27 protein-coding genes and 1 pseudogene are annotated in these 23,106 nt (G+C 46.8%); 8 read left to right on the top strand and 20 right to left on the bottom strand.

Going from position 1 to position 23,106, the window contains the following annotated elements; all coding sequences use genetic code 11:
• Window positions 1-96: 96 nt before the first annotated feature.
• The 8 genes from mbcS to ADA01nite_RS02960 all read right to left on the bottom strand — a co-directional run bounded on the left by mbcS (window position 97) and on the right by ADA01nite_RS02960 (window position 5,337).
• Window positions 97-1,689 (bottom strand): acyl-CoA synthetase MbcS, encoded by a 1,593-nt coding sequence (gene mbcS, locus ADA01nite_RS02925; protein WP_146808407.1) that lies wholly within the window; start codon window positions 1,687-1,689, stop codon window positions 97-99.
• 330 nt (window positions 1,690-2,019) lie between these two features.
• Window positions 2,020-2,223, bottom strand: a complete 204-nt coding sequence (locus tag ADA01nite_RS02930; RefSeq protein ID WP_146808408.1) for an alpha/beta-type small acid-soluble spore protein — start codon at window positions 2,221-2,223, stop codon at window positions 2,020-2,022.
• Between the two features lie 99 nt (window positions 2,224-2,322).
• Entirely contained in the window at window positions 2,323-2,997 is a 675-nt protein-coding gene (locus ADA01nite_RS02935; RefSeq protein ID WP_146808409.1) for a TerC family protein, read from the bottom strand.
• A 95-nt stretch (window positions 2,998-3,092) separates the two neighbouring features.
• A complete protein-coding gene (locus ADA01nite_RS02940; protein ID WP_146808410.1) occupies window positions 3,093-3,287 on the bottom strand; it encodes a hypothetical protein in 195 nt (64 codons plus the stop codon).
• A gap of 40 nt (window positions 3,288-3,327) precedes the next feature.
• Window positions 3,328-3,993, bottom strand: coding sequence for a Crp/Fnr family transcriptional regulator (locus tag ADA01nite_RS02945; RefSeq protein WP_146808411.1), 666 nt, complete (start codon window positions 3,991-3,993; stop codon window positions 3,328-3,330).
• Window positions 3,994-4,059: 66 nt separating this feature from the next.
• The gene (locus ADA01nite_RS02950) at window positions 4,060-4,611 is read right to left on the bottom strand and encodes a DJ-1/PfpI family protein (protein ID WP_146808412.1); all 552 of its coding nucleotides are present in this window, start codon (window positions 4,609-4,611) and stop codon (window positions 4,060-4,062) included.
• 274 nt (window positions 4,612-4,885) lie between these two features.
• A complete protein-coding gene (locus ADA01nite_RS22995; protein ID WP_146808413.1) occupies window positions 4,886-5,005 on the bottom strand; it encodes a winged helix-turn-helix domain-containing protein in 120 nt (39 codons plus the stop codon).
• A gap of 68 nt (window positions 5,006-5,073) precedes the next feature.
• On the bottom strand, window positions 5,074-5,337 hold the full coding sequence (locus tag ADA01nite_RS02960; protein ID WP_146808414.1) for a hypothetical protein: 264 nt from the start codon (window positions 5,335-5,337) through the stop codon (window positions 5,074-5,076).
• Window positions 5,338-5,394: 57 nt separating this feature from the next.
• Here ADA01nite_RS02960 and ADA01nite_RS22530 point away from each other — a divergent pair.
• Window positions 5,395-5,634: pseudogene (locus tag ADA01nite_RS22530) on the top strand (IS4 family transposase); the annotation flags it as partial.
• Window positions 5,635-6,078: 444 nt separating this feature from the next.
• On the top strand, window positions 6,079-6,639 hold the full coding sequence (gene thpR / locus ADA01nite_RS02970; RefSeq protein WP_146808415.1) for an RNA 2',3'-cyclic phosphodiesterase: 561 nt from the start codon (window positions 6,079-6,081) through the stop codon (window positions 6,637-6,639).
• A gap of 90 nt (window positions 6,640-6,729) precedes the next feature.
• Here the strand turns inward: thpR and purU are convergent, their stop codons facing one another.
• The 3 genes from purU to ADA01nite_RS02985 all read right to left on the bottom strand — a co-directional run bounded on the left by purU (window position 6,730) and on the right by ADA01nite_RS02985 (window position 9,354).
• Window positions 6,730-7,623, bottom strand: coding sequence for a formyltetrahydrofolate deformylase (gene purU, locus ADA01nite_RS02975; RefSeq protein WP_146808416.1), 894 nt, complete (start codon window positions 7,621-7,623; stop codon window positions 6,730-6,732).
• Between the two features lie 120 nt (window positions 7,624-7,743).
• On the bottom strand, window positions 7,744-8,337 hold the full coding sequence (gene folE, locus ADA01nite_RS02980) for a GTP cyclohydrolase I FolE (RefSeq protein ID WP_246147196.1): 594 nt from the start codon (window positions 8,335-8,337) through the stop codon (window positions 7,744-7,746).
• A gap of 207 nt (window positions 8,338-8,544) precedes the next feature.
• Entirely contained in the window at window positions 8,545-9,354 is an 810-nt protein-coding gene (locus ADA01nite_RS02985) for a Cof-type HAD-IIB family hydrolase (protein ID WP_170230123.1), read from the bottom strand.
• A 168-nt stretch (window positions 9,355-9,522) separates the two neighbouring features.
• Between ADA01nite_RS02985 and ADA01nite_RS02990 the strand changes: the two genes are divergently transcribed.
• From ADA01nite_RS02990 to ADA01nite_RS03000, 3 genes are all read left to right on the top strand, one after another.
• A complete protein-coding gene (locus ADA01nite_RS02990) occupies window positions 9,523-11,286 on the top strand; it encodes a UbiD family decarboxylase (RefSeq protein WP_146808419.1) in 1,764 nt (587 codons plus the stop codon).
• Window positions 11,287-11,353: 67 nt separating this feature from the next.
• Window positions 11,354-11,797, top strand: coding sequence for a hypothetical protein (locus ADA01nite_RS02995; RefSeq protein WP_146808420.1), 444 nt, complete (start codon window positions 11,354-11,356; stop codon window positions 11,795-11,797).
• Window positions 11,785-12,084, top strand: a complete 300-nt coding sequence (locus tag ADA01nite_RS03000) for a YxcD family protein (RefSeq protein WP_146808421.1) — start codon at window positions 11,785-11,787, stop codon at window positions 12,082-12,084. The genes ADA01nite_RS02995 and ADA01nite_RS03000 overlap by 13 nt, the downstream gene beginning before the upstream one ends.
• A 282-nt stretch (window positions 12,085-12,366) precedes the next feature.
• Here the strand turns inward: ADA01nite_RS03000 and ADA01nite_RS03005 are convergent, their stop codons facing one another.
• From ADA01nite_RS03005 to phaQ, 9 genes are all read right to left on the bottom strand, one after another.
• Window positions 12,367-13,386, bottom strand: coding sequence for a putative nucleotidyltransferase substrate binding domain-containing protein (locus tag ADA01nite_RS03005; RefSeq protein WP_146808422.1), 1,020 nt, complete (start codon window positions 13,384-13,386; stop codon window positions 12,367-12,369).
• A gap of 4 nt (window positions 13,387-13,390) precedes the next feature.
• Window positions 13,391-13,621 carry an ammonium transporter gene (locus ADA01nite_RS03010; RefSeq protein ID WP_146808423.1) on the bottom strand — a complete coding sequence of 77 codons (231 nt, stop codon included), beginning with the start codon at window positions 13,619-13,621 and terminating at the stop codon, window positions 13,391-13,393.
• Between the two features lie 316 nt (window positions 13,622-13,937).
• Window positions 13,938-14,999 carry an S-methyl-5-thioribose-1-phosphate isomerase gene (mtnA, locus tag ADA01nite_RS03015; RefSeq protein ID WP_146808424.1) on the bottom strand — a complete coding sequence of 354 codons (1,062 nt, stop codon included), beginning with the start codon at window positions 14,997-14,999 and terminating at the stop codon, window positions 13,938-13,940.
• Window positions 14,996-15,697, bottom strand: a complete 702-nt coding sequence (locus ADA01nite_RS03020; protein ID WP_146808425.1) for a class II aldolase/adducin family protein — start codon at window positions 15,695-15,697, stop codon at window positions 14,996-14,998. Before ADA01nite_RS03020 ends, mtnA begins: the two co-directional genes overlap by 4 nt.
• Before the next feature lie 327 nt (window positions 15,698-16,024).
• Entirely contained in the window at window positions 16,025-16,183 is a 159-nt protein-coding gene (locus ADA01nite_RS21885) for a hypothetical protein (RefSeq protein WP_170230124.1), read from the bottom strand.
• A gap of 18 nt (window positions 16,184-16,201) precedes the next feature.
• Entirely contained in the window at window positions 16,202-18,157 is a 1,956-nt protein-coding gene (locus ADA01nite_RS03025) for a methyl-accepting chemotaxis protein (protein ID WP_146808426.1), read from the bottom strand.
• A gap of 182 nt (window positions 18,158-18,339) precedes the next feature.
• Window positions 18,340-18,783 carry a MaoC family dehydratase gene (locus tag ADA01nite_RS03030; protein WP_146808427.1) on the bottom strand — a complete coding sequence of 148 codons (444 nt, stop codon included), beginning with the start codon at window positions 18,781-18,783 and terminating at the stop codon, window positions 18,340-18,342.
• Between the two features lie 93 nt (window positions 18,784-18,876).
• Window positions 18,877-19,455 (bottom strand): polyhydroxyalkanoic acid inclusion protein PhaP, encoded by a 579-nt coding sequence (gene phaP / locus ADA01nite_RS03035; RefSeq protein WP_146808428.1) that lies wholly within the window; start codon window positions 19,453-19,455, stop codon window positions 18,877-18,879.
• A gap of 79 nt (window positions 19,456-19,534) precedes the next feature.
• A complete protein-coding gene (gene phaQ, locus ADA01nite_RS03040; protein WP_371863529.1) occupies window positions 19,535-19,981 on the bottom strand; it encodes a poly-beta-hydroxybutyrate-responsive repressor in 447 nt (148 codons plus the stop codon).
• A gap of 516 nt (window positions 19,982-20,497) precedes the next feature.
• Between phaQ and phaR the strand changes: the two genes are divergently transcribed.
• From phaR to phaC, 3 genes are all read left to right on the top strand, one after another.
• Window positions 20,498-20,992, top strand: a complete 495-nt coding sequence (phaR, locus tag ADA01nite_RS03045) for a polyhydroxyalkanoic acid synthase subunit PhaR (RefSeq protein WP_246147197.1) — start codon at window positions 20,498-20,500, stop codon at window positions 20,990-20,992.
• Between the two features lie 100 nt (window positions 20,993-21,092).
• Window positions 21,093-21,836: an acetoacetyl-CoA reductase gene (gene phbB, locus ADA01nite_RS03050; RefSeq protein ID WP_146808430.1), complete on the top strand. Its 744-nt coding sequence runs from the start codon at window positions 21,093-21,095 to the stop codon at window positions 21,834-21,836.
• Window positions 21,837-21,937: 101 nt separating this feature from the next.
• The gene (gene phaC / locus ADA01nite_RS03055) at window positions 21,938-23,026 is read left to right on the top strand and encodes a class III poly(R)-hydroxyalkanoic acid synthase subunit PhaC (protein WP_146808431.1); all 1,089 of its coding nucleotides are present in this window, start codon (window positions 21,938-21,940) and stop codon (window positions 23,024-23,026) included.
• Window positions 23,027-23,106: the final 80 nt, after the last annotated feature.

The following is a 23,106-nucleotide window of genomic DNA, read 5'->3' on the forward strand; positions in this document are numbered from 1 at the left end:
TGGAAATGACGGAAAGAGCGGCTGCTCTTTTTGTGGTACGAAGGAACAGAGAGAAAAGAAGTCTCCGAGGATAACCTCAGAGACTTCTTTTCATGTTTACGCTTGTGCGGCTTTACGCGCCTTCTCCGCCTGACGCAATTCGACGCGGCGAATCTTGCCGGAGGTCGTCTTCGGCAACTCAGACACAAATTCGATTTCACGCGGATACTTATACGGAGCGGTAATATTCTTCACGTGTTCCTGCAACTCTTTCACCAATGCTTCAGAAGCAGCGTTCGAGTCGCGCAAAATGACGAATGCCTTCACAATACTGCCTCGTACCGGATCGGGGCTTGCAACAACCGCGCATTCTTTAACGGCCGGATGCTTCACTAACGCGTCTTCTACCTCGAACGGTCCAATGGTATAGCCTGAGCTGATGATGATATCATCCGAACGTCCCTCGAAGAAATAGTAGCCGTCTTCATCTTCTTTCGCCTGGTCGCCCGTTAAGTACCAATCTCCGCGAAAAGCAGCGGCAGTACGTTCAGGATCGTTCAGATATCCTTTAAAAAGAGCCGGTACACTGCGGTGTACCGCAATGTCGCCTACCTGGCCGCGCTCGACCGGGTTTCCTTCTTCGTCAATGATGGCAATTCGGTTGCCCGGCGTCGGTTTGCCCATCGAACCCGGTTTTACTTCCATGTCTTTTAACGTACCGATCAGAAGCGAATTCTCTGTCTGCCCGTAACCGTCACGCACGGTAACCCCGAAATACTTCTTAAATGTATCGATAACTTCACGGTTCAGCGGCTCGCCGGCGCTTACCGTACTGCGAAGATGCTCCAATTTATACTGGTCAAGGCCCTCTTCCTTGGCCATAATCCGGTATTCGGTCGGTGTGCAGCATAATACATTGACCGAATACTTATCAAGCAGAGACAAATATTTTTTCGGCTCGAACTTGCCAAAATAAACAAGGCCAGTTGCACCGGAACCGAGCACGGAAATAAACGGACTCCAATTCCACTTTGCCCAGCCGGGACCGGCCGTAGCCCATACTACATCTCCATCCCGCACATCCAACCACAGCTTTGCTGCCACCGCCTGGTGTGCGTATGCCCAGCTGTGTGTGTGGATAACGCCTTTGGGATTGCCTGTCGTACCGGATGTGTAGTTAAGAAATGCGATATCATCGGCGCGTGTATTCTCGACTTCAAATTCTTCGCTTTGTCCCTCTATAACCTTGTCGAAAGAAATCCAGCCTTCCTTCGTTCCTCCGCATACGATAAACGTCTCCAGCGTACGGCAATCCGCCCTCACTTCATCGATACGGCTCACCAGATCATGATAGGAGATAACCGCTTTGATGCCTGCATGTGTAGCACGGTATAAAATATCTTTCGGCATTAGCATTTCCGAACCCGGAAGCACAATAGCGCCAATCTTCAGTGCCGCCATGTAGCTAATGTATGCCTGCTCGATACGCGGCAGGATAATCATGATTTTATCGCCTTTTTGAATGCCGAGTTCTTTTAGTCCGTTTGCCAGTTGGTTCGATACTTTACTTAATTGAGCGTATGTGAACTGCTTTGTCTCGCCCGCTTCATTCTCCCACAGCAAAGCCAACTTGTCCGGATCGGCGGCGTGTCGTTCGATGTCATTCACCATATTGTAGTACTCAGGTGCATGCAGTTGCAATTCGGTCATTCTCCATCTCCTCCAACTTCCATTTACTTTTTTAAGAACTGCAAACGTTTTCTAAGCAATGAAAACGTTTACTATAAACTAACTATTCCATCTTTTTTGTCATATTCCTGCTTTGTTTTTGAATAATTATCAGGAAAATATTTATTTCAAAATTTCGTCACAAGAATGGAAAAATGAGGAGAGAACGAGACAATGATTTTAATGTGGAAAAAGGCGAAGGACTTTTTCTTCCTTAGATCTTTTTTCCTCCCTCTTCTTCTTTCTTCATGATTTTCACAGAAAAAAGAAGCCGGCGAAATCGCCGGCTCCTATTACCAGATATTCATGTAATTATGCGCGACCACCCAGCTGTTGTTCAGCTAATTGAACAAGACGCTTTGTGATTTCGCCACCAACAGAACCATTTTGACGAGAAGTTGTGTCCGCTCCCAGTTGTACGCCGAACTCAGAAGCGATTTCATACTTCATTTGGTCCAGAGCTTGCTGTGCGCCAGGAACAACCAGGTTGTTTCTGTTACCTTGTTGTTGTGCCATGTTATTTCACCTCCTTATGTGGTGTATCTATAGAATGTCACCAACACGGAGGTTACATGCAACCCAAAAGCACAGTAAATGTTGGAAGGCTCCCGTAGATTAAAGAACGGAATGATACAGACGTTTACGCCACCAGATACCCGCCGTCAGCACCAGCATAGTAAGCAACAGAGGAAACAGCCAATCAAGATAATAATACATAGGTGCAATACGCTGCTGTACTGCCTCTTCAGACATAACCATCTTGCCTGCCGTATAACTAAGAACACCCGCACCGATATAAATAAGAGCCGGCGCCCGGTCCATGAGCGCGGCCACAGCGTTGCTCCCGACCATCAAAAGCGGAATGCTAAGACCTAACCCGAACAGCAGCAGAACAAAGTCACCGTGTGCTGCTCCTCCAACCGCCAGCACATTGTCAAGACTCATAACAAAATCCGCAACGATAATTGTTTGCACCGCTCCAGCCAGCGTATGGCCGGCTTTAATATCCGAGGATTCCTCTCCTTCACCAATAAGTAACTTCAAAGCAATCCAGGCAAGCACAACGCCACCGACCGCCTTCAAATACGGAATAAGCAGTACCCACGTCGTCAGTGCTGTCAGCACAATGCGCAGTACAACCGCTCCCACTGTACCGTACATAACAGCCTTTTTTCTCTGGACAGGCGGGAGTCTCCGGCTCGCCATCCCGATAACTACGGCGTTATCGCCGCTAAGCACTACGTCAATAATAACGATATTAATAAATCCGATCCAAAACGACGCATCCATGAGTCCTGTCCACCACCTTCTAGCACTGAATATATTCAGTGCTGAGACGGGCTATACCAATTAAATTAGCTGATTCGGCAGTCTCTCTTTCCTCACTACTTGGCTGGAGAAGATAGCGGGGACGCAGCAGGTAGATTTACCTGCATTTTATGTTCATTCCAGTTGTTTGCATTAAAACCCGGATCGCGCTGTTTATAGAGCACGAGCAGCGTATAAATAACACTCCAGAGCAGAAACCCGGCAGGAATAAGCATCCACTTATGCTTTGTTTTTTTCTTTGCCTTATCCATGTAAACAGCCCCTTTCCATCCCCTCTTGCGTAACCTGTCACTATTGATGTCGAATCCAGATAGAATGCGCATCAAATTCGATAAGCCCTTCCTTCTTCAACTGACTTATAATCCGGCTTGCTGTCTCCCGGGTCGTGCCCACCATATCTGCCAGGTCCTGATGTGTCAGCTCCATTTTCAGTGAATAGCCTCCCGCCACCTCTGTTCCTCTGGATTTAGCCAGAGAAGAAAGCGTATTCATAATTTTTTCTTTCATATCTTTGCTAAGCACATCCGAAAGACGGCGTTGAAGGTCACGAATTTTCCCTTCCAAAATCTGTAGAAGGCGAATGCACAGCGCTGAGTTCCCTTTCAGCAGCGCCGTCAACTCCTGGACATTAATAGAATAGAGTAAGGATTCTTCCATCGCTTCCGCTGTCGCCGGATACGGACTGCCACCGAACATACCGATATGGGGAAACATATCTCGCTCGTACAGTACGTTGACAATCTGCTCCCGCCCGTCTTCAGTCGTTTTATATACTTTTACCGTCCCGTGCGCAAGCAGGTAGATGGCTGTGCAAGGCTCTCCCTCATAAAATAAAATTTCGCGCTTCTTTACTTTTTTATGGGACATTACGCCAACAATTGCGTCCCGCTCCTGCTCAGTCAGAGACGCAAACAGCGATACTGTACCGAGAAACTCTCGCAGCGACTTATGCTCCACCTATTCTCCCTCTCTTCCTTCCATGGAAAAACAGGGCGCCGCTAAAACAGCAGCGCCCCTGTTATTTTATCGCAATAATTTAATGAATTCACGCATAAAACCAGGCAAATCCGGCCATGCATGACCTGATACCAGATTTTGATGCGTATGTAGCGTTTTGTCAATATACGTCGCACCGCATGCTACCACATCCGGCTTGCATGCAGAATAGGCAGTGTACTCTCTTCCCTTCATTAAATCCGGCACAACAGACAACACTTGAGCGGCATGGCAAATGGCTCCGACCGGCTTATTCGCTTCAAAGAAATGGCGCACAATGCCCGGCAGACTCTCATCAAGACGAATATACTCCGGCGCGCGGCCGCCCGGGATAATGAGACCGTCATACTGTGTGGGATCCACATCGGCGAACGCGGCGTGTGACTCTAATCCGTATGCAGGTTTTTCTATATACGTCTCCATGCCTTCCACAAAATCATGGCTGACGGTTTGCAATTTCTTTACGGAAGGAGAGGCAATGGTTACCTCAAATCCCTCTTCCAAGCAGCGGTAATACGGATAAAAAATTTCCAGTGCTTCTACGGCGTCTCCCGTTATGATTAACACACGTTTGCTCATTGAATTCACCCCGTTTAAATAAAAATAGTGATGCTTCAGAACTCAGGTTTTGTTTTTACCCGACTTTTTATTACTTTCGACGGCACAGTGCGAATTCCTGCTTGCCCTTTACGCAAGGAATTTAAGAAGAGGTGGCAAACTATATAAAATGAACTAAAGAAATCACATTTTTACACACAAACGATTAATCGTACAGGACAAAGCTTGATTGATATATTGAATAAACGCTTGCACACGGGCACGAATCTCCTTCACAGAGGGGTAAAATACATTTTCAATGATGGATTTTTTCAGCCATTTCCATTGTGATCCCTTTTACCGTATAAGAAATGTCCCATTCACGCTTGATCCATTGTCCAATCAACCCGGCTGTCCAGTTATATAGTACAGCCATTGAGGCTTATGAACGAAAACAGCCAAAGAAGTCTGAAACCACAGGAACCGCCACATAGGGTGGTAAGTTTAAGTACTATTTTTTGGTTTAGCAGGAAATAACTTTTCTAACACAAAGGAAATAATTATTGCCGTACCTCCAACAATCCATAACCCAAAAGTTTTAGCAAAACTCCAAACTAAAATTAATATAATAATATTCCATATATACCTAAGCCAGCTCGGATAATAATGCTTTCGAACGCTAGGAATAAGGCATCTTGTTGAAAATTCAAGCACCCACCAAAGTGCAAACATACTCAACAGTAATAGTAATACCTCTGAAAAACCCACTAATCTTTCCCCCTAATAAATAATTTTTAAATAAAACCAATTTAATCCAAACAAAGGCAAAACCGCTGTAACACCGACGACCGGACGCTTGGTGGTTTCTTTTACGAACTTTGCGATGAAATACAAGATCTCGATTGGGCGGTCGCACTTCAGCAGCTAGTCGAGCTTCTTCAAGATACCCTGAAAAAGACAAACAGCCGAATCAAAACAATGATTGAAAGTCAACTTCAGCAGTGGATTGCCAGCCTTCCTGCCTATATTAAGGCTTATTTACCGATTTCATTCTGCGAAAGTTGAGTTAAGTATATTAAGAGAGAGCACCACATCGCCATCAAACTAACACTTTTTGGCACTTCCAAAACCAAGAACACTATCCTTTTTCTAAACTAATGGAAGGAGGGTGTTTTTTTGTGAAAATCTAAAAGGCAGGAACCATGGTGGTACATCAACAGGATGCTTTGTGGCAACCCGCTCAACCACTCGTTTTTCTTGTTGCGGCGTACGGTCAAGAAGCCCGGCAATGTCTTTGTTTTTCTTTCCGCAAAGATGAGGGTATCCTGTTTAATAACGTTCAAACATGCGTTTATCCTTTGTCGTTTTCATGACCTTGTTTGGCTTCCTGTATATCAACACGGTTGTCGCTCTTCTATACGTAAAAGTCACGATAGAAGATGATTTTGACATAAATCGTTAAAATCCTTTAGTTCAACTTATATGTATAAAGAGGAAGGAGGGTATTGAATGAGATTATTTACCGCCATCGAACTCAGCCAAGAGGTAAAGCAGGAGCTTATACGTCTACAAAAAGAACTAAAAAACGGGCCGCTCGCGTGCCGCAGATGGCAAACAATGGCCCAAATGCATTTGACCCTGCATTTCTTTGGGGAGTGCTCCGCCGAACAAACCCAAGCCATAAAAAAGGAAATGGCACAGGCGACCGCTTCTGTTTCCCCCTTCTCCATACAGCTTACAAACCTTGGAGCGTTTCCGAATATAAAGCGTCCTCGCGTCGTCTGGGCGGGAATTGGCGGACAGATCGAAAATCTGCACGCGCTGCAGCAGTCATTAACAGATCGTTTTGTACAGGCACAGCTTTATAAAGAAGAGCGGAGCTATTCACCGCATATCACACTGGGGCGAGATCCGGATATGACAGGTGAAACGATACCTGTTGAGAAGTTGATCCAGATTCGCTCTATCGCCTGGCGTGTGGATTCGATTGTATTGTTTCAGTCGACACTTACCCGGTCAGGTCCGATTTACAAACCGCTGGTTACCTGTCCGCTTCTCGGCTCCTCTTGATGAGGTGCGGTCACCGCGACACGGACTTTTTCAAACCGAAAAAACGGAGCCAATAGGCGCCGTTTTTTATGCTTTGCTATTATTTTGCGTTTACGTAAATACAACAGTCTTGTTCTTGTCAACGAGGATGCGGTCTTCGATGTGCCATTTCACGGCACGGGCTAGTACAATACGTTCGATGTGGCGTCCCTCTTTTTTCAGGTCGCTGACGTCGTCACGATGACTAACGCGGCTCACATCCTGTTCGATAATCGGACCGGCGTCCAGTTCCTCCGTCACATAGTGAGCGGTGGCACCGATAATCTTCACGCCGCGCTTGTGTGCCTGATCATACGGCTTACCACCGATAAACGCCGGCAGGAAGGAGTGATGAATATTAATCACCCGGTTCCGGTAGTGCTCAACCAGATACGGAGACAGAATCTGCATATAGCGGGCCAACACGATAAAGTCTACATTGCCCTCCATCAATTCACGCTGCCTTTTTTCAACTTCAAGCTTCGTTTCCGGCGTTACCGGCAGGTAATGGAACGGAATGCCGAGCGATTCTACCAGTTCGCGCGAATCCTCGTGATTGCTAATTACCATCGTGATTTCCGCATTCAAATCACCCGCGCGCCAGTTCCACAGGAGTTCCTGAAGACAATGATCCTCTTTCGATACAAAGATAACCATTTTCTTCGGCTGGCTCGCCCGGGTAATTTTCCAGTCTATTCCAAATTCATTCGCTATCGGAATAAATGCCTGACACAAATCGTCAATTTTATCTTCAAGACCTTCTTTAAAAAATTCAATCCGCATGAAAAACATGCCGCCTTCCGGATCCTGGGTATACTGATCGGACTGCAGGATATTGGCGCCGTTCTCGTATAAGAATCTAGATATCGCCGCCACGATCCCCGGACGGTCCGGGCATGCGATCAGCATGCGGCCCACTCCCCGATATTTTTCCTGGAATACTGTTTTCACGTGCTGTGCAACCATCTCTTCTTAGCCTCCACACTTTATGTATAAGGTTATTTTTCTGACTATTATACCTTATTCCGGTTTCCCGGCAAAGAAAAAAGAGACAATAGCCTCGTCTCTTCTCTTCTTTTATCTTGACTATTCTTTTTCCAGGAGGCGGAAGAAACGTTCTTCCTGTACTCCGTTGTCTTTCGCGAAAATGCCGCGACGGGCAATCGTTCTTGTTTTGCTGCCCGGCTTTTTTACGCCGCGCATGCTCATGCACATATGCTCGGCTTCGATGACGGCAATCGCGCCAACGGGCTGAATTACCTGTTCAAGCGCGTCGACAATCTGGTTTGTAATACGCTCCTGCACTTGCGGACGACGCGCCAGAATTTCAACCAGTCGGGCAAATTTGCTTAAGCCCACAATCCGGCCATTTGGAATATATCCAATATGCGCCTTTCCGAAGAAAGGAACAAAATGATGTTCACATACACTGTAGAACGGAATATCCTGCACAATGACAATGTCGTTCGCGCCTTCTGCCGGGAATGTTTTCCCGAGTACCTCAGCCGGATCTTCATCCAGGCCGCTGAAAATTTCCCGGTACATCTTGGCGATGCGCTTCGGTGTCTCTTTCAAACCCTCGCGTTCCGGGTCTTCTCCAATCAAATGAATAATATCATAAAAATGTTTTTCAATCGGGTCAATAAATGTTTCACTGGACTTAACTGCTTCTGCGCGCATGGCGTTCATCTCCTTGATACATATATAGAACAGAGTGAGCAGTGCCAGCTGTCTGTTCTCATAAAAACAACCTATAGTATTTGTCTAAGAATTGCAAGCTTTAAATATTCTCTTCCACCATAAAAACAGGTGCAATATAAAAAATAAAAAAGGGAGGCAGTCTCCTCTTCTGGCCCTGCTCCCTCTTCTCACTTTATCTTAATCCTCTTAGACTTGCTGCTTCTTTCCTAATACGAGCCGCTCAAGCGCTTCTGCTACGCCGCTCTCGTTATTGGACGCAACCACCATATCCGCCTGCTCCTTAACATCTCCGGGGGCATTTCCAACCGCCACGCCGATACCCGCCATTGTAATCATATCCAGGTCGTTATAATAATTCCCGATGGCGATCGTATCGCTCAGAGGAATATCAAGATGTTTCGCCAGATTGCTTAAGGCCGATCCTTTTGATGTGGTCTGGTCTATGATATCAATATACGACGGGCCGCTGCGAATCATACGTAGAGGAAGATTCATCGCCGCCAGCTCGTCGTATGCTTTATTCAACTGAGCGTCCGTGCCGAACAGCGTAAATTTAACCAGCGTATCTTTCATGCTGAGCGCATCTTCCACAAGCTTCGGTTGAGCCAGGTATTTGGCGTACATCGCCCGCACATCCTCCCTATCCAGGCTCTCCGTGTACATATCGAATGCCGTACAGAAATCGGTGTGAATATTCTCCGTCCGGCAGTAATCCAGCACATTCTTGAGCGAATCTATCGTAAATCCCACCTCATGCAAAATTTCTTTTGTGTTGGAATGGGACGTAACGGCTCCGTTATGGCAAATGAAATAACCGGCGATACCAAGCTCTTCAAGCAGCGGTGTCACGCTAAACGGAGCGCGCCCGGAACAGAGGACAATCTGCACCCCTTCTTCTTCTGCGGCTTTTAGCGCGTTCTTGTTCTTCTCCGTTATTTTATAATCATCAGTCAATAACGTACCGTCTATGTCAATTGCAGCTAATTTATATGCCATAAGCATCCTCTCTCTATCCATGAATTCTTTCTTCCTCTATCATAACATACATAATTTAGCGGTTTTCACCCGAAAAAATATTAAGAAAATACGATTTTTTGTGCACTGGTCAAGTAAACCATGTACAATATCAATGGAGAATACTATGAAGCAAGGAGACCGCACTGTATGCACAGCAATTTGCGAACTTTTATTGAAGCATTGCGAAAAGAAAATGATATTGTAGAGATTGACGCTCCGGTTGATCCGAACCTGGAACTTCCGGAGATTCATCGGCGCGTCATTGATGAGGGCGGCCCGGCGCTTTTATTTACCAATCCGAAAGGAAGTTCCTTTCCGGTCATAACGAATCTGTTCGGTACAATGCGCCGCATAGAACTGGCATTCGGTCCCCGTCCGGAAAATCTGGTTAAGCAGCTTATCGGCGCAATGGACAAACTGCTGCCGCCGAAAATCGGAACAATATGGAAATATCGCACGCCGCTGTTAGACGTGGCCAAAACCGGTCTACGCACTGTCGGGAACGGCAAAGCGCCGGTGCTTGAAGTCAGGGAAGAAGCGGACTTGCATAAGCTTCCCGTTCTGACCGGCTGGCAACTTGACGGCGGCCCGTTCTTCACTCTGCCGCTGGTCTACACGGAACATCCGGAAACAAAAGAACATAATCTCGGCATGTACCGGATGCAGGTAAAGGAAAAGAATAAAACCGGTATGCACTGGCAGATTCATAAAGGCGGCGGCTTCCATCATCATGAGGCAGAAGTGCGCAATCAGGCGCTTCCGGTTACCGTATTTCTTGGAGGCCCTCCGGCATTGATTGTCACGGCCATTGCGCCGCTGCCGGAAATGCTGCCGGAATTAATATTCACTTCGTTTCTTATGGGCGATAAGCTGGATGTAACACAAGTGCAGAACCACGCACATAAACTCATTGCCCAGGCAGAATTTGCATTCTGCGGTGAAGTACCGCCGCATGTGCGCGAGCCGGAAGGACCGTTCGGTGATCACTACGGCTATTATTCATGGACGCACGATTTCCCTGTGTTCAACATCAAACAGGTGTACCGCCGCAAAGATGCGATTTATCCGGCCACCGTGGTCGGTAAGCCACGGCAGGAAGATTATTTTATCGGCGACTACCTGCAGAGCCTCCTATCCCCGATGTTCCCGGTGGTAATGCCTGGTGTAAAAGCCCTGTGGACGTACGGAGAAACGGGATTCCATTCACTGGCGGGCGCAATCGTACGGGAGAGTTACTACCGCGAAGCGATGGCGCATGCATTCCGCATTATGGGTGAAGGCCAGCTGACGCTTACCAAATTCTTGATGCTAACGGACACGCCTTGCAATTTGCAGGACTTCCCACGATTCCTGGAGACGATACTCGCACGCTTCAATCCGCAGCGCGATTTACTGATTGTACATGATACGTCTATGGATACACTCGATTATACGGGTCGTAAGTTCAACCATGGCAGCAAAGCGATTATGCTTGGCATCGGCGAGCCGATTCGTGAGCTTGCGTATGAATACACAGGCAATATGCTTCCGGGCATCGATAAACTTAAAGCATATTGCGGCGGATGCCTGGTTATCTCCGGCAAATCTTATGCGGAGGATGAGCAGCTTCCTTCCGTATTGATCGAACATGCACAATCCCAGCTGGCTGACTGGCCGCTCGTATTCCTGGTCGATGACGCGGATGACATTGTCGATCAGACGTCATTCCTCTGGACAACATTTACTCGCTTTGATCCGGCGCATGATGTATACGCCAAAACGAAGCTCAGCCATAATAAAGTGCAGTTTGAAGGTCCGATTGTCATTGATGCGCGTATGAAGCCGTTTTATCCGGACGAGCTTGTGCCGCGTGAAGATATCGTCGATCTGGTGGATCGCCGCTGGAACGAATATTTTCCTCAAAAATTTTGAAACCAAACTGAAGTGCGACCGTATCTAATACATGTATCAAGATTTCAGAGGGGGGTTTACACAACCTATGAAAAAAATTCTTACGCTATTCATGGCTGTCGCGCTCGTATTTAGTACCGGGGCTTTCGTGAATGTCGACCACGCTGACGCCAAAGGAAGAAAATCATACAATTCCGGCACGAAAAACTTCCAGCCTGGAAGCGGCCAAAATTCTAACATTTCCAACCAGAACTCGGTCGTAAACAGCCCGGCTAAAAATACAGCACCGGCTAAGAGCACCACAGCACCGACTCAAAGCAAAAGCGGCGGCCTGATGAAAGGCTTACTGTTCGGCGGCCTGGCAGGACTTCTGCTCGGCGGATTGCTCGGCAATCTGGGTTCGCTTGGCGCCATTCTCGGTTTGCTTATTAATGTTCTGTTTGTCGTTATGGTAATCGCCGTTATCCGCAAATTGTATGTGGCCTATAAAACGAAGAAGAAAGAACAGGAAGCGAACATATGGAGAAACTAAAGCTGTCGGAACAGGATATCGTAAACGCGCTATGCCTGTACATTGCGGACAAAAAACAAATCAGTCCGCATGATGTCAGCGTTGAATTAATGTGGGATGAAGACTATGGCTTCTCCGCATCAGCCATGGAAAACGGCCGCACACAGATGCTTATTCAAGCTAATATGATTGAAGCAATTCGCTTCTGGCTTCGTCACGAGCTTCACCGCGACCCTTTTGCGGCCAGCCTCGAGCTGGTGCTCGACGATGATGAAGGAATTATCGCGTTTGCCAACTACTATAGATAAGCACAGAAAAAAGCACGGGATTACACCCGTGCTTTTTTCTGTGAAAATTGTGAGGAAAGAAGGAGAGAAAGAGGAAAGGAGATCCAGGGAAGAAAAAGGCATTCGCCTTTTTCTCCATTGAAATCATTGTCACGTTCTCTTCTCTCTTTTCCTTCATACCACAAAAGTCAGCCGCCCTTCCCACAATTTTCATGTCGGGGGTGCGGCTGAGATGCCATGGTGGTTTTCTGTGAAAATCCTTCTTTCTTCTCTCATTTTTCTTGCCTTACTACTTACTACTTACTACACTATCTGCCTCAATCGTTTTTGCTGACGCTTCAAGAAGCTTAGTATATCTTTCCACTCTTTCAGCCTCTCACGCCCCCAATTTCTTGCATCTATATAGTTATGCTGCGCCTTCCCTTCCTCATGGAGCCTGACATGATGCTGCAATCGAACATTCAGCATACAGGCCAGCGCATCGAGCCATCGTTCGTAATCCGATACGGAGAGTACACCGCTGCGGTACAGCTCGCTTAACCGTTCCTTCGTTTCTGTGGCTTCGATATGATGGGCGATAGCCAGGATACGAACCGTATTCACCAGTTGATAATAGCCGCCTTCCTTTAAATCATACTCTCCTGCATGCTCACCCCACCGCTCGTAGCGGAGATTGCGAAACAGCCCGAGCGGAATGTCATGCAAAAGAGAATGCTGTGCGAAGCGATGCTGCAGCTTTTTGTTTTCATACAGGCGTCGATGCATCCAGGCTTTCAAGCGGTAACAAAGCATACGATCGCCATATATGGCACGCATATCCGAAAGCATGAGCAGATACCGTATCTCATCAATGCCTTGGCTTTCTATCCAGGAAAGGATGGTCTGCTGCCACTCTGCCATATCGTGACGCCAGCGCCTGTTAGATGCCATTACGTTTCCTGAGCAAAGCGGATATCCCGCCTGTTCTAATTCGTAGGAGATGCGCTGACTGAACAAAGCGAAATATTCCTGATGCGAAGAAGTATGCATTAATTCAGGCTGCGTAACGTCCATATCACCGTACATCAATCCGTGATCTTGGTCATTGCCGATGGTTCGCTCTCCACGCCCTCCGCTGCCGAGTTCAAACCAGCAGTACGGCTCCCGGGGAGCTCCGAAGCCCTGGGCTACCATCCACTCTTCCGCACGCTGCACCGCTTCGCGGCATAATCTGTCGTGCAGAAGATTCAGCATCCGGTACTTCTCAAAGACAGGAAGAGAAGAACCTGCCAATTTGACAGCCTCTTCTTCCACACTGCGCTTTACATCTTCCAACGTACTCATAGCGTTACCTCGAGACAACTTTCATATCGGTTTTTTCTACCGCAAACGCCGGATTTTCTGCCGATTCCAGATGCTCTGGATATCCGTATGCTCCGTGCTCGCTCAAATCCAGTCCGGTAATCTCTTCCCCCGGTGTCCCCTTCAGTCCCGTCATCACTTTCAGCACATACAGGATAATGAAGCTGAGGATGGCAACATAGGCAGCGGCCCACCCAGGCAATGGTTCTGTTTTCATCTTTCCATCCCCCTATACGTCAACTTTTTTGCATTATAATATAAAGAGCAATGTATTGTTTATTTTGAGTCAGATAATATAACATATGAAATTTATATCTTGCTTTACGCAATATTTCTTTTTGTTTTTCGCAAACCATATACCCGGGCCTATATGGTTTTCAGTATAATCAAATGAATCATATTAGTCTCCTGTATCTGTCATCTATTTACATTATATATCAGCACCTATACTTTTCCACGTATTCCAGCCGATGATATCAACGAAATGTCAACAAAAAAGAACCGCATAGAAGTTTCTACACGGTTCCTGCCGTTTATTTCTCAAATAACGCCTGCAGATTCTCCCTATACGGCGCGCGCACAATGCCTTTTTCCGTAATAATGGCTGTTACGTACTCGTTCGGGGTCACATCAAAAGCCGGATTGTACACCTTGATATCGTTCGGTGCCACCTGACGGCCGAACCCCCGGGTAACCTCCTCCGCTTCGCGCTCTTCGATTGGGATTTCTTTACCGGTTGGTGTCGTAAGATCAATTGAAGACAGCGGAGCTGCGACGTAGAACGGAATATTATGCGCCCGTGCCAGCACGGCCAGACCGTACGTGCCAATCTTATTGGCAACGTCGCCGTTTGCCGCCACACGGTCCGTACCGACGATAACTGCCTGCACCCAGCCGTTCGACATGACTTTCGCCGCCATATTGTCACAGATGAGCGTGACATCGATGCCTGCCTGCTGCAGCTCATACGCGGTCAAGCGCGCTCCTTGAAGCACCGGGCGGGTTTCATCGGCAAACACTTTAATATTCCATCCCTTTTCATGCGCGAGATACATCGGAGCTGTCGCCGTTCCGTACTTGGCGGTGGCAAGTCCACCGGCATTGCAATGTGTCAGTACTCCCATTCCGTCCGAAAACAGTGTCAACGCATGCTCCCCAATCGCACGGCAGACCCTTTCGTCTTCCGCCTGTATCTCCTGCGCTTCTTTTAGCAATGCCTGCTTGATTTGAGCCGGAGACTGCCCCGCTGCAGCGGACTCTTCCGCTCTGCGCACCATTCGGTTCAACGCCCAGAACAGATTAACGGCTGTCGGCCGCGAAGTGGCAAGGTAATCCGCCTGTTTTTTCACTTCTGAAAGCAGTTCATCCACTGTCGCAGATGCGAAGCTGCGCACAGCCACATATACGCCATAGGCGGCGGTAATGCCAATCGCCGGCGCGCCTCGTACTTTCAGTCGCTCGATTGCCTCCCATACCTGTTTTACATCAGACAAGGTAAGAAATTCAGTTTGCTCCGGCAGTTTGGTTTGATCAAGCAAAATAAGTTCGTCGTTTTCCCAGCGCACAGACTGGAGAGGTTCATATGTTTTCGTCATGATTTTTCCTCCTTGTTGCGGCGTTGTTCAATAATCTTCTTGCCCGGGTGGGCCCCTTTTAGCCCGTAGAAAGAACGGGCATCCACCAGCCTGTCCACCTGTTCGTCAGACAGCTCCTGTACACGTCCAAGCATACGTGCAGTAAACAAAATTTTAGCGCACATCTCAACCGATTCCATCTTGAACAGCGCCTCCGTCAAGCTCTGTCCCATTGTGACGGCGCCATGGTTGGCCAGCAGGATGGCATCGTGCTCTTTATAGAAAGGCCGCAGCGTCTCAGGCAGTGCTTCCGTGCCGGGAGTGGCATACGGCGCAAGAGGAATCGTACCCATCGTAACGATAAGCTCAGGCAGCGCAAGCTCATCAAGCGGGATTCCCGCCACCGCAAACCCGGTCGCTGTCGGCGGGTGAGCGTGCACGATCGCCTGCACATCAGGCCGATGTCGATAAATATCAAAATGCATGGCACTCTCAGTGGATGGGCGCCCCTGTCCCTCTATCGTTTCCCCCGAAGTCAGATTGACCAGCAGAAGCGCATCCGCTTCCATAAATCCTTTGCTGACACCGCTTGGTGTAATCAGCACATGCTCTGTATCAATTCGCACGCTAATATTTCCGTCGTTGGCAGCGACGAATCCACTCTGGTATATGCGACGTCCCGCTTCCACAATTTCGTGAGCCAGCTTATCCTTATTCATTGCTCGCTCCCCTTTCCAAATACGCCCCCGTGAATTTATAAAACAGGGAATAAAATCGATCATTTTGGGTAAAATAATAGAGAATAAGTGAAAATTACACTTACATGAAAAAAGTTACTACCGCTATCTTCCTACGGTTCACTCATTGAGTATACGTTGATATATTACAAACTGCAAGAAAGGAGAAAAGAACAATGGATAAAAATGAATGGAGCGAATGGGAATTTCCGAGTGTATATGAGATTACCCGGATGATCGCTGAAGCCAAAGAAAAATCCTGATGGAATAAATAAGAGAAGCCCCGAATTAGGCGTCCGGGGTATTTTCTTATTCTTCTATTTCGTCGTTCGTCTCCTTTTTTTCCTTTGCTTCGGAACAGGGAAAACAAATTAGCTTTCCCTTCTCTAATACAATTCCTCCAATAAATCCGTCATGACAATACACTTCTGCTCCGCACTCCACACAAACTCCGACGTATTCACGCATTTTTACATCCTCCTGTTGCTACAGTGCAAATTTCTCACCCTGACGGACAATCGAATGAGCCAGGCCTCGGAGCTCATCTGCGCTATTCGAGATTTCCTGCAGAACCAGCGCCTGCTGCTCACTTGCACTGGCCAGCTGTGCCGTGGACTCAGCCATCTCCTGTGAAGATATGCTTATGTTTTGAATATAGTTTACCAGCTGGGTTTTTTGTGTGTTCATTTTCTTCACCAGCATTCCTGTCGTTTCCGTAAATTCTTCGATCAACCGCATGCCTGCCTGCGTTGCGTCGAACACCTGCCGCGTGTTAATCTGTTCCTTCTTCTGCTGTGCAAACTGGCCTTCAGCCGCCTGCACCGAGCGAACCGCATCCGCCACCTGTTTCTTCATTTCCTCAATAAACTGCTGGATTTCATGTGCAGAATGCTGTGATTGTTCCGCTAATTTGCGCACCTCGTCCGCCACAACGCTGAATCCTTTGCCTGCTTCGCCCGCCCGTGCTGCTTCGATGGAAGCGTTCAATGCCAGCAGATTGGTCTGTTCGGCGATACCGCTAATAACACCGGTGATTTTCTCGATATTTTGCGACTTAGTAGCCAACTCCTCTACGACTTCTTCGATTCTTCTAAACAATTCGTAGCTCATATCCGTCGCTTGAGCCAGATTGCTCAACGCTTTCACGCCCCGCTCCGTAATGTTCCCCTGCTCTTTGACTTTCTCGTCCGTTCGCTCGGTTTGCAGGGTGATTTCCTCCATATCCTGCTCCCATTCCTGCATCAGCGAAGCAAACTGGCGGCTAATATCTTTTTGCTCTGCGGCATGATGTGCAATGGAATCAATGCCGCTTGCCGTTTCCTGACTTTGTGATGAGAAATGATGAAAAACCGTTGTTAAATTGGTAGATGACTGGTTCACAACCTGTGCATCCCGATTCAACGATTCAATGATACGGCGCAGCGACTGGCGTACTTCATCAAACGCTTGAGCCAGACGCCCCAGCTCGTCGCTTGAATACTCCCGGCTTTCGCCGCGCAAATCTCCTTGTTTCAACCGGTCGGCAATTTGCAGCAGCAATTGAATGGAGCGTTGGATCCCTCGATTAATATAAAGCATAAACAGAACGGTAAGAACCAGAATCAGTCCGGTCACCACCGGCGGTATCCACTTCATTGCCGCAATCGCCGCCTGCTCTTTATTTTCTGCGGCTTTATATTTCGCTTCCGCTGCTTTCTGAATGGAAGCGGCGAGCGGATTCATTTTATTGGCAGCGTCATGGTACATCGCAATCATGACTTTCTCGTTTTCGATTGCATAGACGAGCTTCTCATACGCTTGACCATACTTATCTATAGAAGGAGCAAGTTGCGGTACCGCTTGCTTTATCTGCGCCAGTACCTGTTTCATCTGTTCCGTGTTCTTCTTTCCCTGATGGTATAGGTACTCGCTTTCTAAGCTTTTCGCCGTAAGCAGCGACTTAAGTGCTGTCTGATTCTCTGTCTGGACAATCTCTTTCTCGATCTGTTCAAGAAGAATCTGGTAAGCAGGTTTATTTTTGGTTTCTCCTACTTTTCCGAGGCTTTCTTCGATTTGATAGACCCCGCTAAAAAAGCTTTTATATGTTTCTGTTAGCGAGAGTGCTTCTTTTAATATTTTTTGCTCTTCCGGGCTTTTCGCCTCTTTCTGCATTTGTGCGAGCGTCTGGTGCGCTTTCTCTACTTGTTTTAGCACCTCGTCCGCTTTTGTCTTATCAGGGGCCAGCAGTGTCTCCGAAGCACTGCGCTGCGCATCCGCCATCGCCAGTACGATCGTATGCGTCATTCTGATTTTCTGACTGGCGAGATCCTTTTCCGCTGAAGCATCCAACAATTGGCTTTTTGACCATTCATTGAGCAGAAGAAGCAGCGTAAACCCACATACGACCACAAACAATACGGAGAACAGTTTTCTTTTTACGGACCAATTCTTCATTGTGTACATTCCTTTCTCCTAACTAACATATCCCAAGTCCTATATGATTCAGTTCGACAAATATGATTTTTTTCCTTCTCCTCTACTTTTTCGTTTTTGAATTTGTCAAATCGGATACTCCTTATATCACAATCATTCTGATCGATTTACAAACTAATAAAATGAACGCAGCAAAAATGGAGTAGCCGGCGCTACTCCATTTTCATTACCATTGCTTCACCCTCGACAACCACTTTCCCATCCTGATTTACGAGATTGGTGCGCAGCTTGATTAATTTTTTATCGTCCCGCTTTTCAATCACTTCAGCAACCACAGTAATTGTATCACCGATTTTAACCGGTGCTTTGAACTTCAAATTCTGCGATAAATAAATTGTGTTCGTTCCCGGCAGTTGCGTGCCCAGCACAGTAGAAATAAAGCTCGCCGTCAGCATGCCGTGCGCAATTCTCCCTTTGAAAAACGTCTGCTTGGCAAATTCTTCATCAAGATGAATAGGATTAACATCACCGGTCAATCGGGCGAATGCAACGATATCTTCATCTGTAATAGTTTTCACTATTTCCGCTATATCTCCAATATTAATATCAGCATAAGAGCGTTCCACTACATGCTTAGCTTTTTCGTATATATTCATCTTCTTTTCCTCTTTCTCTTTATTTCTTATGACTTTGACATTTTTCGACAAAAAAAGCAAGGAAAACCCCCCCGGCTATAGGGGGGGAAGATATTATTTGAACAGGCTCATTGTATTATTCTTGTTGGCTTCAACAGAGTCAAGCAATCCCTTTTGCGTTATTTTTACCTGCTGGAGGAAGTTATCCATTAATGTCTGCACTTCCTCACGCGTTCTTTGCTGCTGGGCGATTAAGTTCTTTAAGGAAGTCTCTAGTTGCTCCTGGGATTTGTTCACTATATTCAGGTTAGCTTTGCCCGGTGTCCATGTAAGCTGCTGGATGCGGTTTGCGATTTCCTCAAGGCGTTGTGTCCATTCTTCGAACGTCTTGCCCATCTGCTCACCGCTGATATTTTTCACGTTATTTTGATAGTTGACTTTCACGTCTTCGAGGAACTTTTTCATTTCCTCTTCCATTTTGTCCATATTTTCTGTTGTCTTGGTCCAGATTTCTTTCTGGCGCTCAAGCGTCTGCAGCGTTAGGTTTTCCATCTCTCGCTGGTAAGCGTACATCAATTTCACGCCGTTCATCCAGCCATCCCATATGGCATCGATCATATTTACGTTCGCATTCTCCTGAGCTTGCGCCTGCACCATCACCGGATCTTTCTCCGTCTTCTTGTTAATCGCCATTGTTTAATTCCTCCTTAAGAACTTGAATAAAAGAAAAACATATATGGTAAGTGCAGCTTGCTGCAGTACCGCCACAAAACTATTTCTTGTCTTTCTCCTCTGTATCTGCCGCCGGTTTATTAACTGAACCCGGCATAAAGAATCCTGTATACATCGTAAAGAATCGGTCCAGCATGGATTGATATTGCTCAAGGGATGCAGCCCATGAATTCAAATACTGTTCACCTGCGTCCGTTAGCGAATAGATTCGCTTTGCCGGACCGCCGGCTGAAGTATCCCACTCTGATTTAACCATATTATCCTTCTCCAACTGCCGCAGTGTTCTGTATACATTCCCCTGATCAATAGAAGGAAATCCAAATTTAATCAACTGCTGAATCAACTCATACCCGTGAACATTCCATCCGCGTAAACTCAACAGCAGAAACGGTACCATTAAATTTTTCGGCGCACCACCAATTGTCTTATCCTCTTTTGCCTGTGTGTCAGGGCGAGATTTCTCATCACTCGCAGACATGTGCATCACCTACAAATCTGTAAATATCTCTTATATGTAATTTACACCTATGGAGTTTTTTTGTCAAACATTTCCCGAAAACTTTTTTTCTAAATCTTAGAAACTACCGCTTTTTTCTGTGAAAATCGTGAGAAAAGAAGGAGAGAAAGAGGAAATGAGATCTAAGGAAGAAAAAGGCGTTCGCCTTTTTTCTCATTGAAATCATTGTCTCGTTCTTTTCTCTTCTTTCCTTCGTACCACAAAAGTCAGCCTCTTTCCCATCATTTTCATGTCGGGGTTGCAGCCGAGACGCCATGGTGATTTTCATGTCGGAGTTGCGCTGAGATGCCATGGTCGTTTTCTGTCTATGGACATTCACAAGATGTTAACAAAAACTTAAAAAAAATGCCGTAATTTATCGAATCTTTTTATTTGAGTTTCAAAGTTTGGTTTACTATACTTTTACATGAAATACCTTTTTCAACATAATTTTCACCGCTGCTCATATATATGGTAAGGTGAAAAAACCGGAGAGGAGATGAACCAGTGAGCAAACAGAACCCGTTTGATCCGTTTGCGATGTGGAAAGATTTGTATGACAAGACAGAATCCCAATGGAGCAAGGTATTTGATGAATCAATGAGGAAAGAGGATTTCTCGGAGTGGATGGGCCAGTTCCTGAATATGTATTTGCAGTACCAGGATATGGTGAAAAAATCGACAGAAAATTACCTGGCCCAGGCGAACATGCCTTCCCGCGCCGATCTTTCCAATCTGGCTTCCTTAATTGTCAACCTCGAAGCTAAAGTTGATAACTTAGAAGAAATGATCGAAGAAGATTTATCGCACCAAATCAGCAGCCTGAATGTCGGCCAGGAAGTCAGCCAGTTGAAAACCGACATGAAAAGTCTCGACAAAAAGCTTGATCAAGTAATAGAACTGCTGCAAAAGCAAACGGAGACAAAAGAAGTTTCCGTAAAAGAAGTGGCAGTGACAAAAGAAGACAAGCAAGCAAAAGACACAGGGAAAAAAGAGGCATAAACTCATTTGTTCGTTTCATTTGGAAGAGATTTATGTGCATGTTCTGAATTCATCATTTTCTTTTATAAAATTTGACGTCAGCTAAGGGGTGTTATTGTTTATGGTGAAATTAAACGGTAGAGTAGCGATTGTAACGGGCGGGTCCCGCGGAATCGGCGCGGCAATTGCCAAAGAACTGGCCGCAAACGGCGTAAAAGTCGTCATTAATTACAACAGCAATAACGAAGCTGCAGATGCGGTAGTTCAGGAAATCGAGCAGGCCGGCGGCGAAGCGTTTGCTGCGCAAGCCGATGTTTCCGATGCTGCGCAAGCGCGTGTTCTTGTCGAAGAAACGATCAACAAATACGGCAAACTCGATATTCTGGTAAACAATGCCGGGATTACCCGTGATCGCACTTTCCGCAAAATCACCGAAGATGATTGGAATCAAGTCATTCAAGTCAACTTAAACAGCGTCTACAATATGACAACAGCTGCACTTTCCCATATTCAAGAATCGGATGCGGGCCGCATTATCAACATCTCCTCCATTATCGGTCAGGCCGGCGGATTCGGACAAACAAACTATTCCGCGGCAAAAGCTGGCATGATCGGCTTCACCAAATCACTTGCACTTGAGCTGGCTAAATCAGGCACAACCGTAAACGCAATCTGCCCCGGATTTATCGATACGGAGATGGTACAAGCGATTCCGGATGAGATTCGCGCGCAGATTGTGGCTAAAATTCCGGCGCGCCGTTTCGGAATGCCGGAAGAAATCGCGCGCGGCGTTCTCTATCTTTGCCGGGACGGCGAATATATCACAGGCCAGCAGCTAAACATCAACGGCGGTCTTTACATGTAAATACATAGCAATAAATTAAGTTGCGAAATATTTCGTCTTATCTGAATCATTTTGGTATAGTTTTTATAGAGAGAATACCTATAGGTTGGAGGAGATAAACCATGTCAGCTCCGGTAACGAAAAGTTGGGAAGACGCATTGGATGCCCTGCCCCAGGAGGTACAGCGCACCTACCGCCGGTTTAAGAAAGCGGCGGAAATATTAACAACCGAAGCCGAACCGCAGGTCGGTCTAACACCGAAAGAAACAATCTGGACGAAAAATAAAACAAAGCTGTACCGTTACCAGCCGTCCCTGCCGAAGAAACACCGCGTGCCGCTTCTGATGATATACGCGTTAATTAACAAACCATATATTCTGGATCTGTCTCCGGGCAACAGTCTTATCGAATATCTGGTCAATCGCGGGTTTGATGTATACCTGCTTGATTGGGGTACGCCCGCACTCGAAGATCGCAACATGAAGCTGGACGACTACATTATGGATTACATCCCGCGCGCAGTACGTAAAGTGCTGAAAGCCTCGGGAGCTGACGAAATCTCTTTGCTCGGCTACTGCATGGGCGGTACGATGACAGCCATCTTCGCCTCGCTGCATCCGCAGCTTCCAATCCGCAACATTATCTTCATGACGAGTCCGTTTGATTTTGCTGATGCCGGCCTGTTTACGAACTGGCTCAATGAAAAATATTTCAATTTGGATAAAATGGTGGATACGATGGGTGTCATTCCACCGGAGATGATCGATTTCGGAAACAAGATGCTCAAACCGATCGTCAACTTCTACGGTCCGTATGTCAATCTTGTGGAGCGGGCGGAAAACACCAACTTCGTGAATGGCTGGCAGCTTATGCAGAAATGGGTCAACGACGGCATTCCGTTCCCCGGTGAAGCGTTCCGCCAGTGGATTCGTGAGTTCTACCAGCATAACAAGCTGCTTAAGGGTGAGCTATATATCCGCGGCCGCCAGGTTGATTTAAGCAATATTAAAGCAAATGTGCTGAATATCGCTGCCGAGCGCGATCATATTGCGATTCCACACCAGGTAGAAGCATTGATGCCGGTCATCTCCAGCAAGGATAAAACCTATGTGGAAATGCCGACCGGACACGTGTCGGTATGTTTCGGCCGCCAGGCGATTAACAAGACGTACCCGACTGTCGGCGATTGGCTTGAGCAGCGGTCAAAATAATACGGAAAGACGAAAAAAGAGCGGCCTGCGCCGCTCTTTTTCTATGAAAATGATGAGAAAAGAAGGAAGGGGAAGAGGAA

Source organism: Aneurinibacillus danicus (genome assembly GCF_007991215.1).
GTDB lineage: Bacteria > Bacillota > Bacilli > Aneurinibacillales > Aneurinibacillaceae > Aneurinibacillus > Aneurinibacillus danicus.

What these genes read in the sequence shown, in the direction of transcription:
- mbcS (WP_146808407.1), bottom strand. Translation starts at nt 1,689, where the DNA reads ATGACCGAATTGCAACTGCATGCACCTGAGTACTACAATATGGTGAAT.
- ADA01nite_RS02930 (WP_146808408.1), bottom strand. Translation starts at nt 2,223, where the DNA reads ATGGCACAACAACAAGGTAACAGAAACAACCTGGTTGTTCCTGGCGCA.
- ADA01nite_RS02935 (WP_146808409.1), bottom strand. Translation starts at nt 2,997, where the DNA reads ATGGATGCGTCGTTTTGGATCGGATTTATTAATATCGTTATTATTGAC.
- ADA01nite_RS02940 (WP_146808410.1), bottom strand. Translation starts at nt 3,287, where the DNA reads ATGGATAAGGCAAAGAAAAAAACAAAGCATAAGTGGATGCTTATTCCT.
- ADA01nite_RS02950 (WP_146808412.1), bottom strand. Translation starts at nt 4,611, where the DNA reads ATGAGCAAACGTGTGTTAATCATAACGGGAGACGCCGTAGAAGCACTG.
- ADA01nite_RS22995 (WP_146808413.1), bottom strand. Translation starts at nt 5,005, where the DNA reads ATGGCTGTACTATATAACTGGACAGCCGGGTTGATTGGACAATGGATC.
- thpR (WP_146808415.1), top strand. Translation starts at nt 6,079, where the DNA reads ATGAGATTATTTACCGCCATCGAACTCAGCCAAGAGGTAAAGCAGGAG.
- purU (WP_146808416.1), bottom strand. Translation starts at nt 7,623, where the DNA reads ATGGTTGCACAGCACGTGAAAACAGTATTCCAGGAAAAATATCGGGGA.
- folE (WP_246147196.1), bottom strand. Translation starts at nt 8,337, where the DNA reads ATGCGCGCAGAAGCAGTTAAGTCCAGTGAAACATTTATTGACCCGATT.
- ADA01nite_RS02985 (WP_170230123.1), bottom strand. Translation starts at nt 9,354, where the DNA reads ATGGCATATAAATTAGCTGCAATTGACATAGACGGTACGTTATTGACT.
- ADA01nite_RS02990 (WP_146808419.1), top strand. Translation starts at nt 9,523, where the DNA reads ATGCACAGCAATTTGCGAACTTTTATTGAAGCATTGCGAAAAGAAAAT.
- ADA01nite_RS02995 (WP_146808420.1), top strand. Translation starts at nt 11,354, where the DNA reads ATGAAAAAAATTCTTACGCTATTCATGGCTGTCGCGCTCGTATTTAGT.
- ADA01nite_RS03000 (WP_146808421.1), top strand. Translation starts at nt 11,785, where the DNA reads ATGGAGAAACTAAAGCTGTCGGAACAGGATATCGTAAACGCGCTATGC.
- ADA01nite_RS03005 (WP_146808422.1), bottom strand. Translation starts at nt 13,386, where the DNA reads ATGAGTACGTTGGAAGATGTAAAGCGCAGTGTGGAAGAAGAGGCTGTC.
- ADA01nite_RS03010 (WP_146808423.1), bottom strand. Translation starts at nt 13,621, where the DNA reads ATGAAAACAGAACCATTGCCTGGGTGGGCCGCTGCCTATGTTGCCATC.
- mtnA (WP_146808424.1), bottom strand. Translation starts at nt 14,999, where the DNA reads ATGACGAAAACATATGAACCTCTCCAGTCTGTGCGCTGGGAAAACGAC.
- ADA01nite_RS03020 (WP_146808425.1), bottom strand. Translation starts at nt 15,697, where the DNA reads ATGAATAAGGATAAGCTGGCTCACGAAATTGTGGAAGCGGGACGTCGC.
- ADA01nite_RS21885 (WP_170230124.1), bottom strand. Translation starts at nt 16,183, where the DNA reads ATGCGTGAATACGTCGGAGTTTGTGTGGAGTGCGGAGCAGAAGTGTAT.
- ADA01nite_RS03025 (WP_146808426.1), bottom strand. Translation starts at nt 18,157, where the DNA reads ATGTACACAATGAAGAATTGGTCCGTAAAAAGAAAACTGTTCTCCGTA.
- ADA01nite_RS03030 (WP_146808427.1), bottom strand. Translation starts at nt 18,783, where the DNA reads ATGAATATATACGAAAAAGCTAAGCATGTAGTGGAACGCTCTTATGCT.
- phaP (WP_146808428.1), bottom strand. Translation starts at nt 19,455, where the DNA reads ATGGCGATTAACAAGAAGACGGAGAAAGATCCGGTGATGGTGCAGGCG.
- phbB (WP_146808430.1), top strand. Translation starts at nt 21,093, where the DNA reads ATGGTGAAATTAAACGGTAGAGTAGCGATTGTAACGGGCGGGTCCCGC.
- phaC (WP_146808431.1), top strand. Translation starts at nt 21,938, where the DNA reads ATGTCAGCTCCGGTAACGAAAAGTTGGGAAGACGCATTGGATGCCCTG.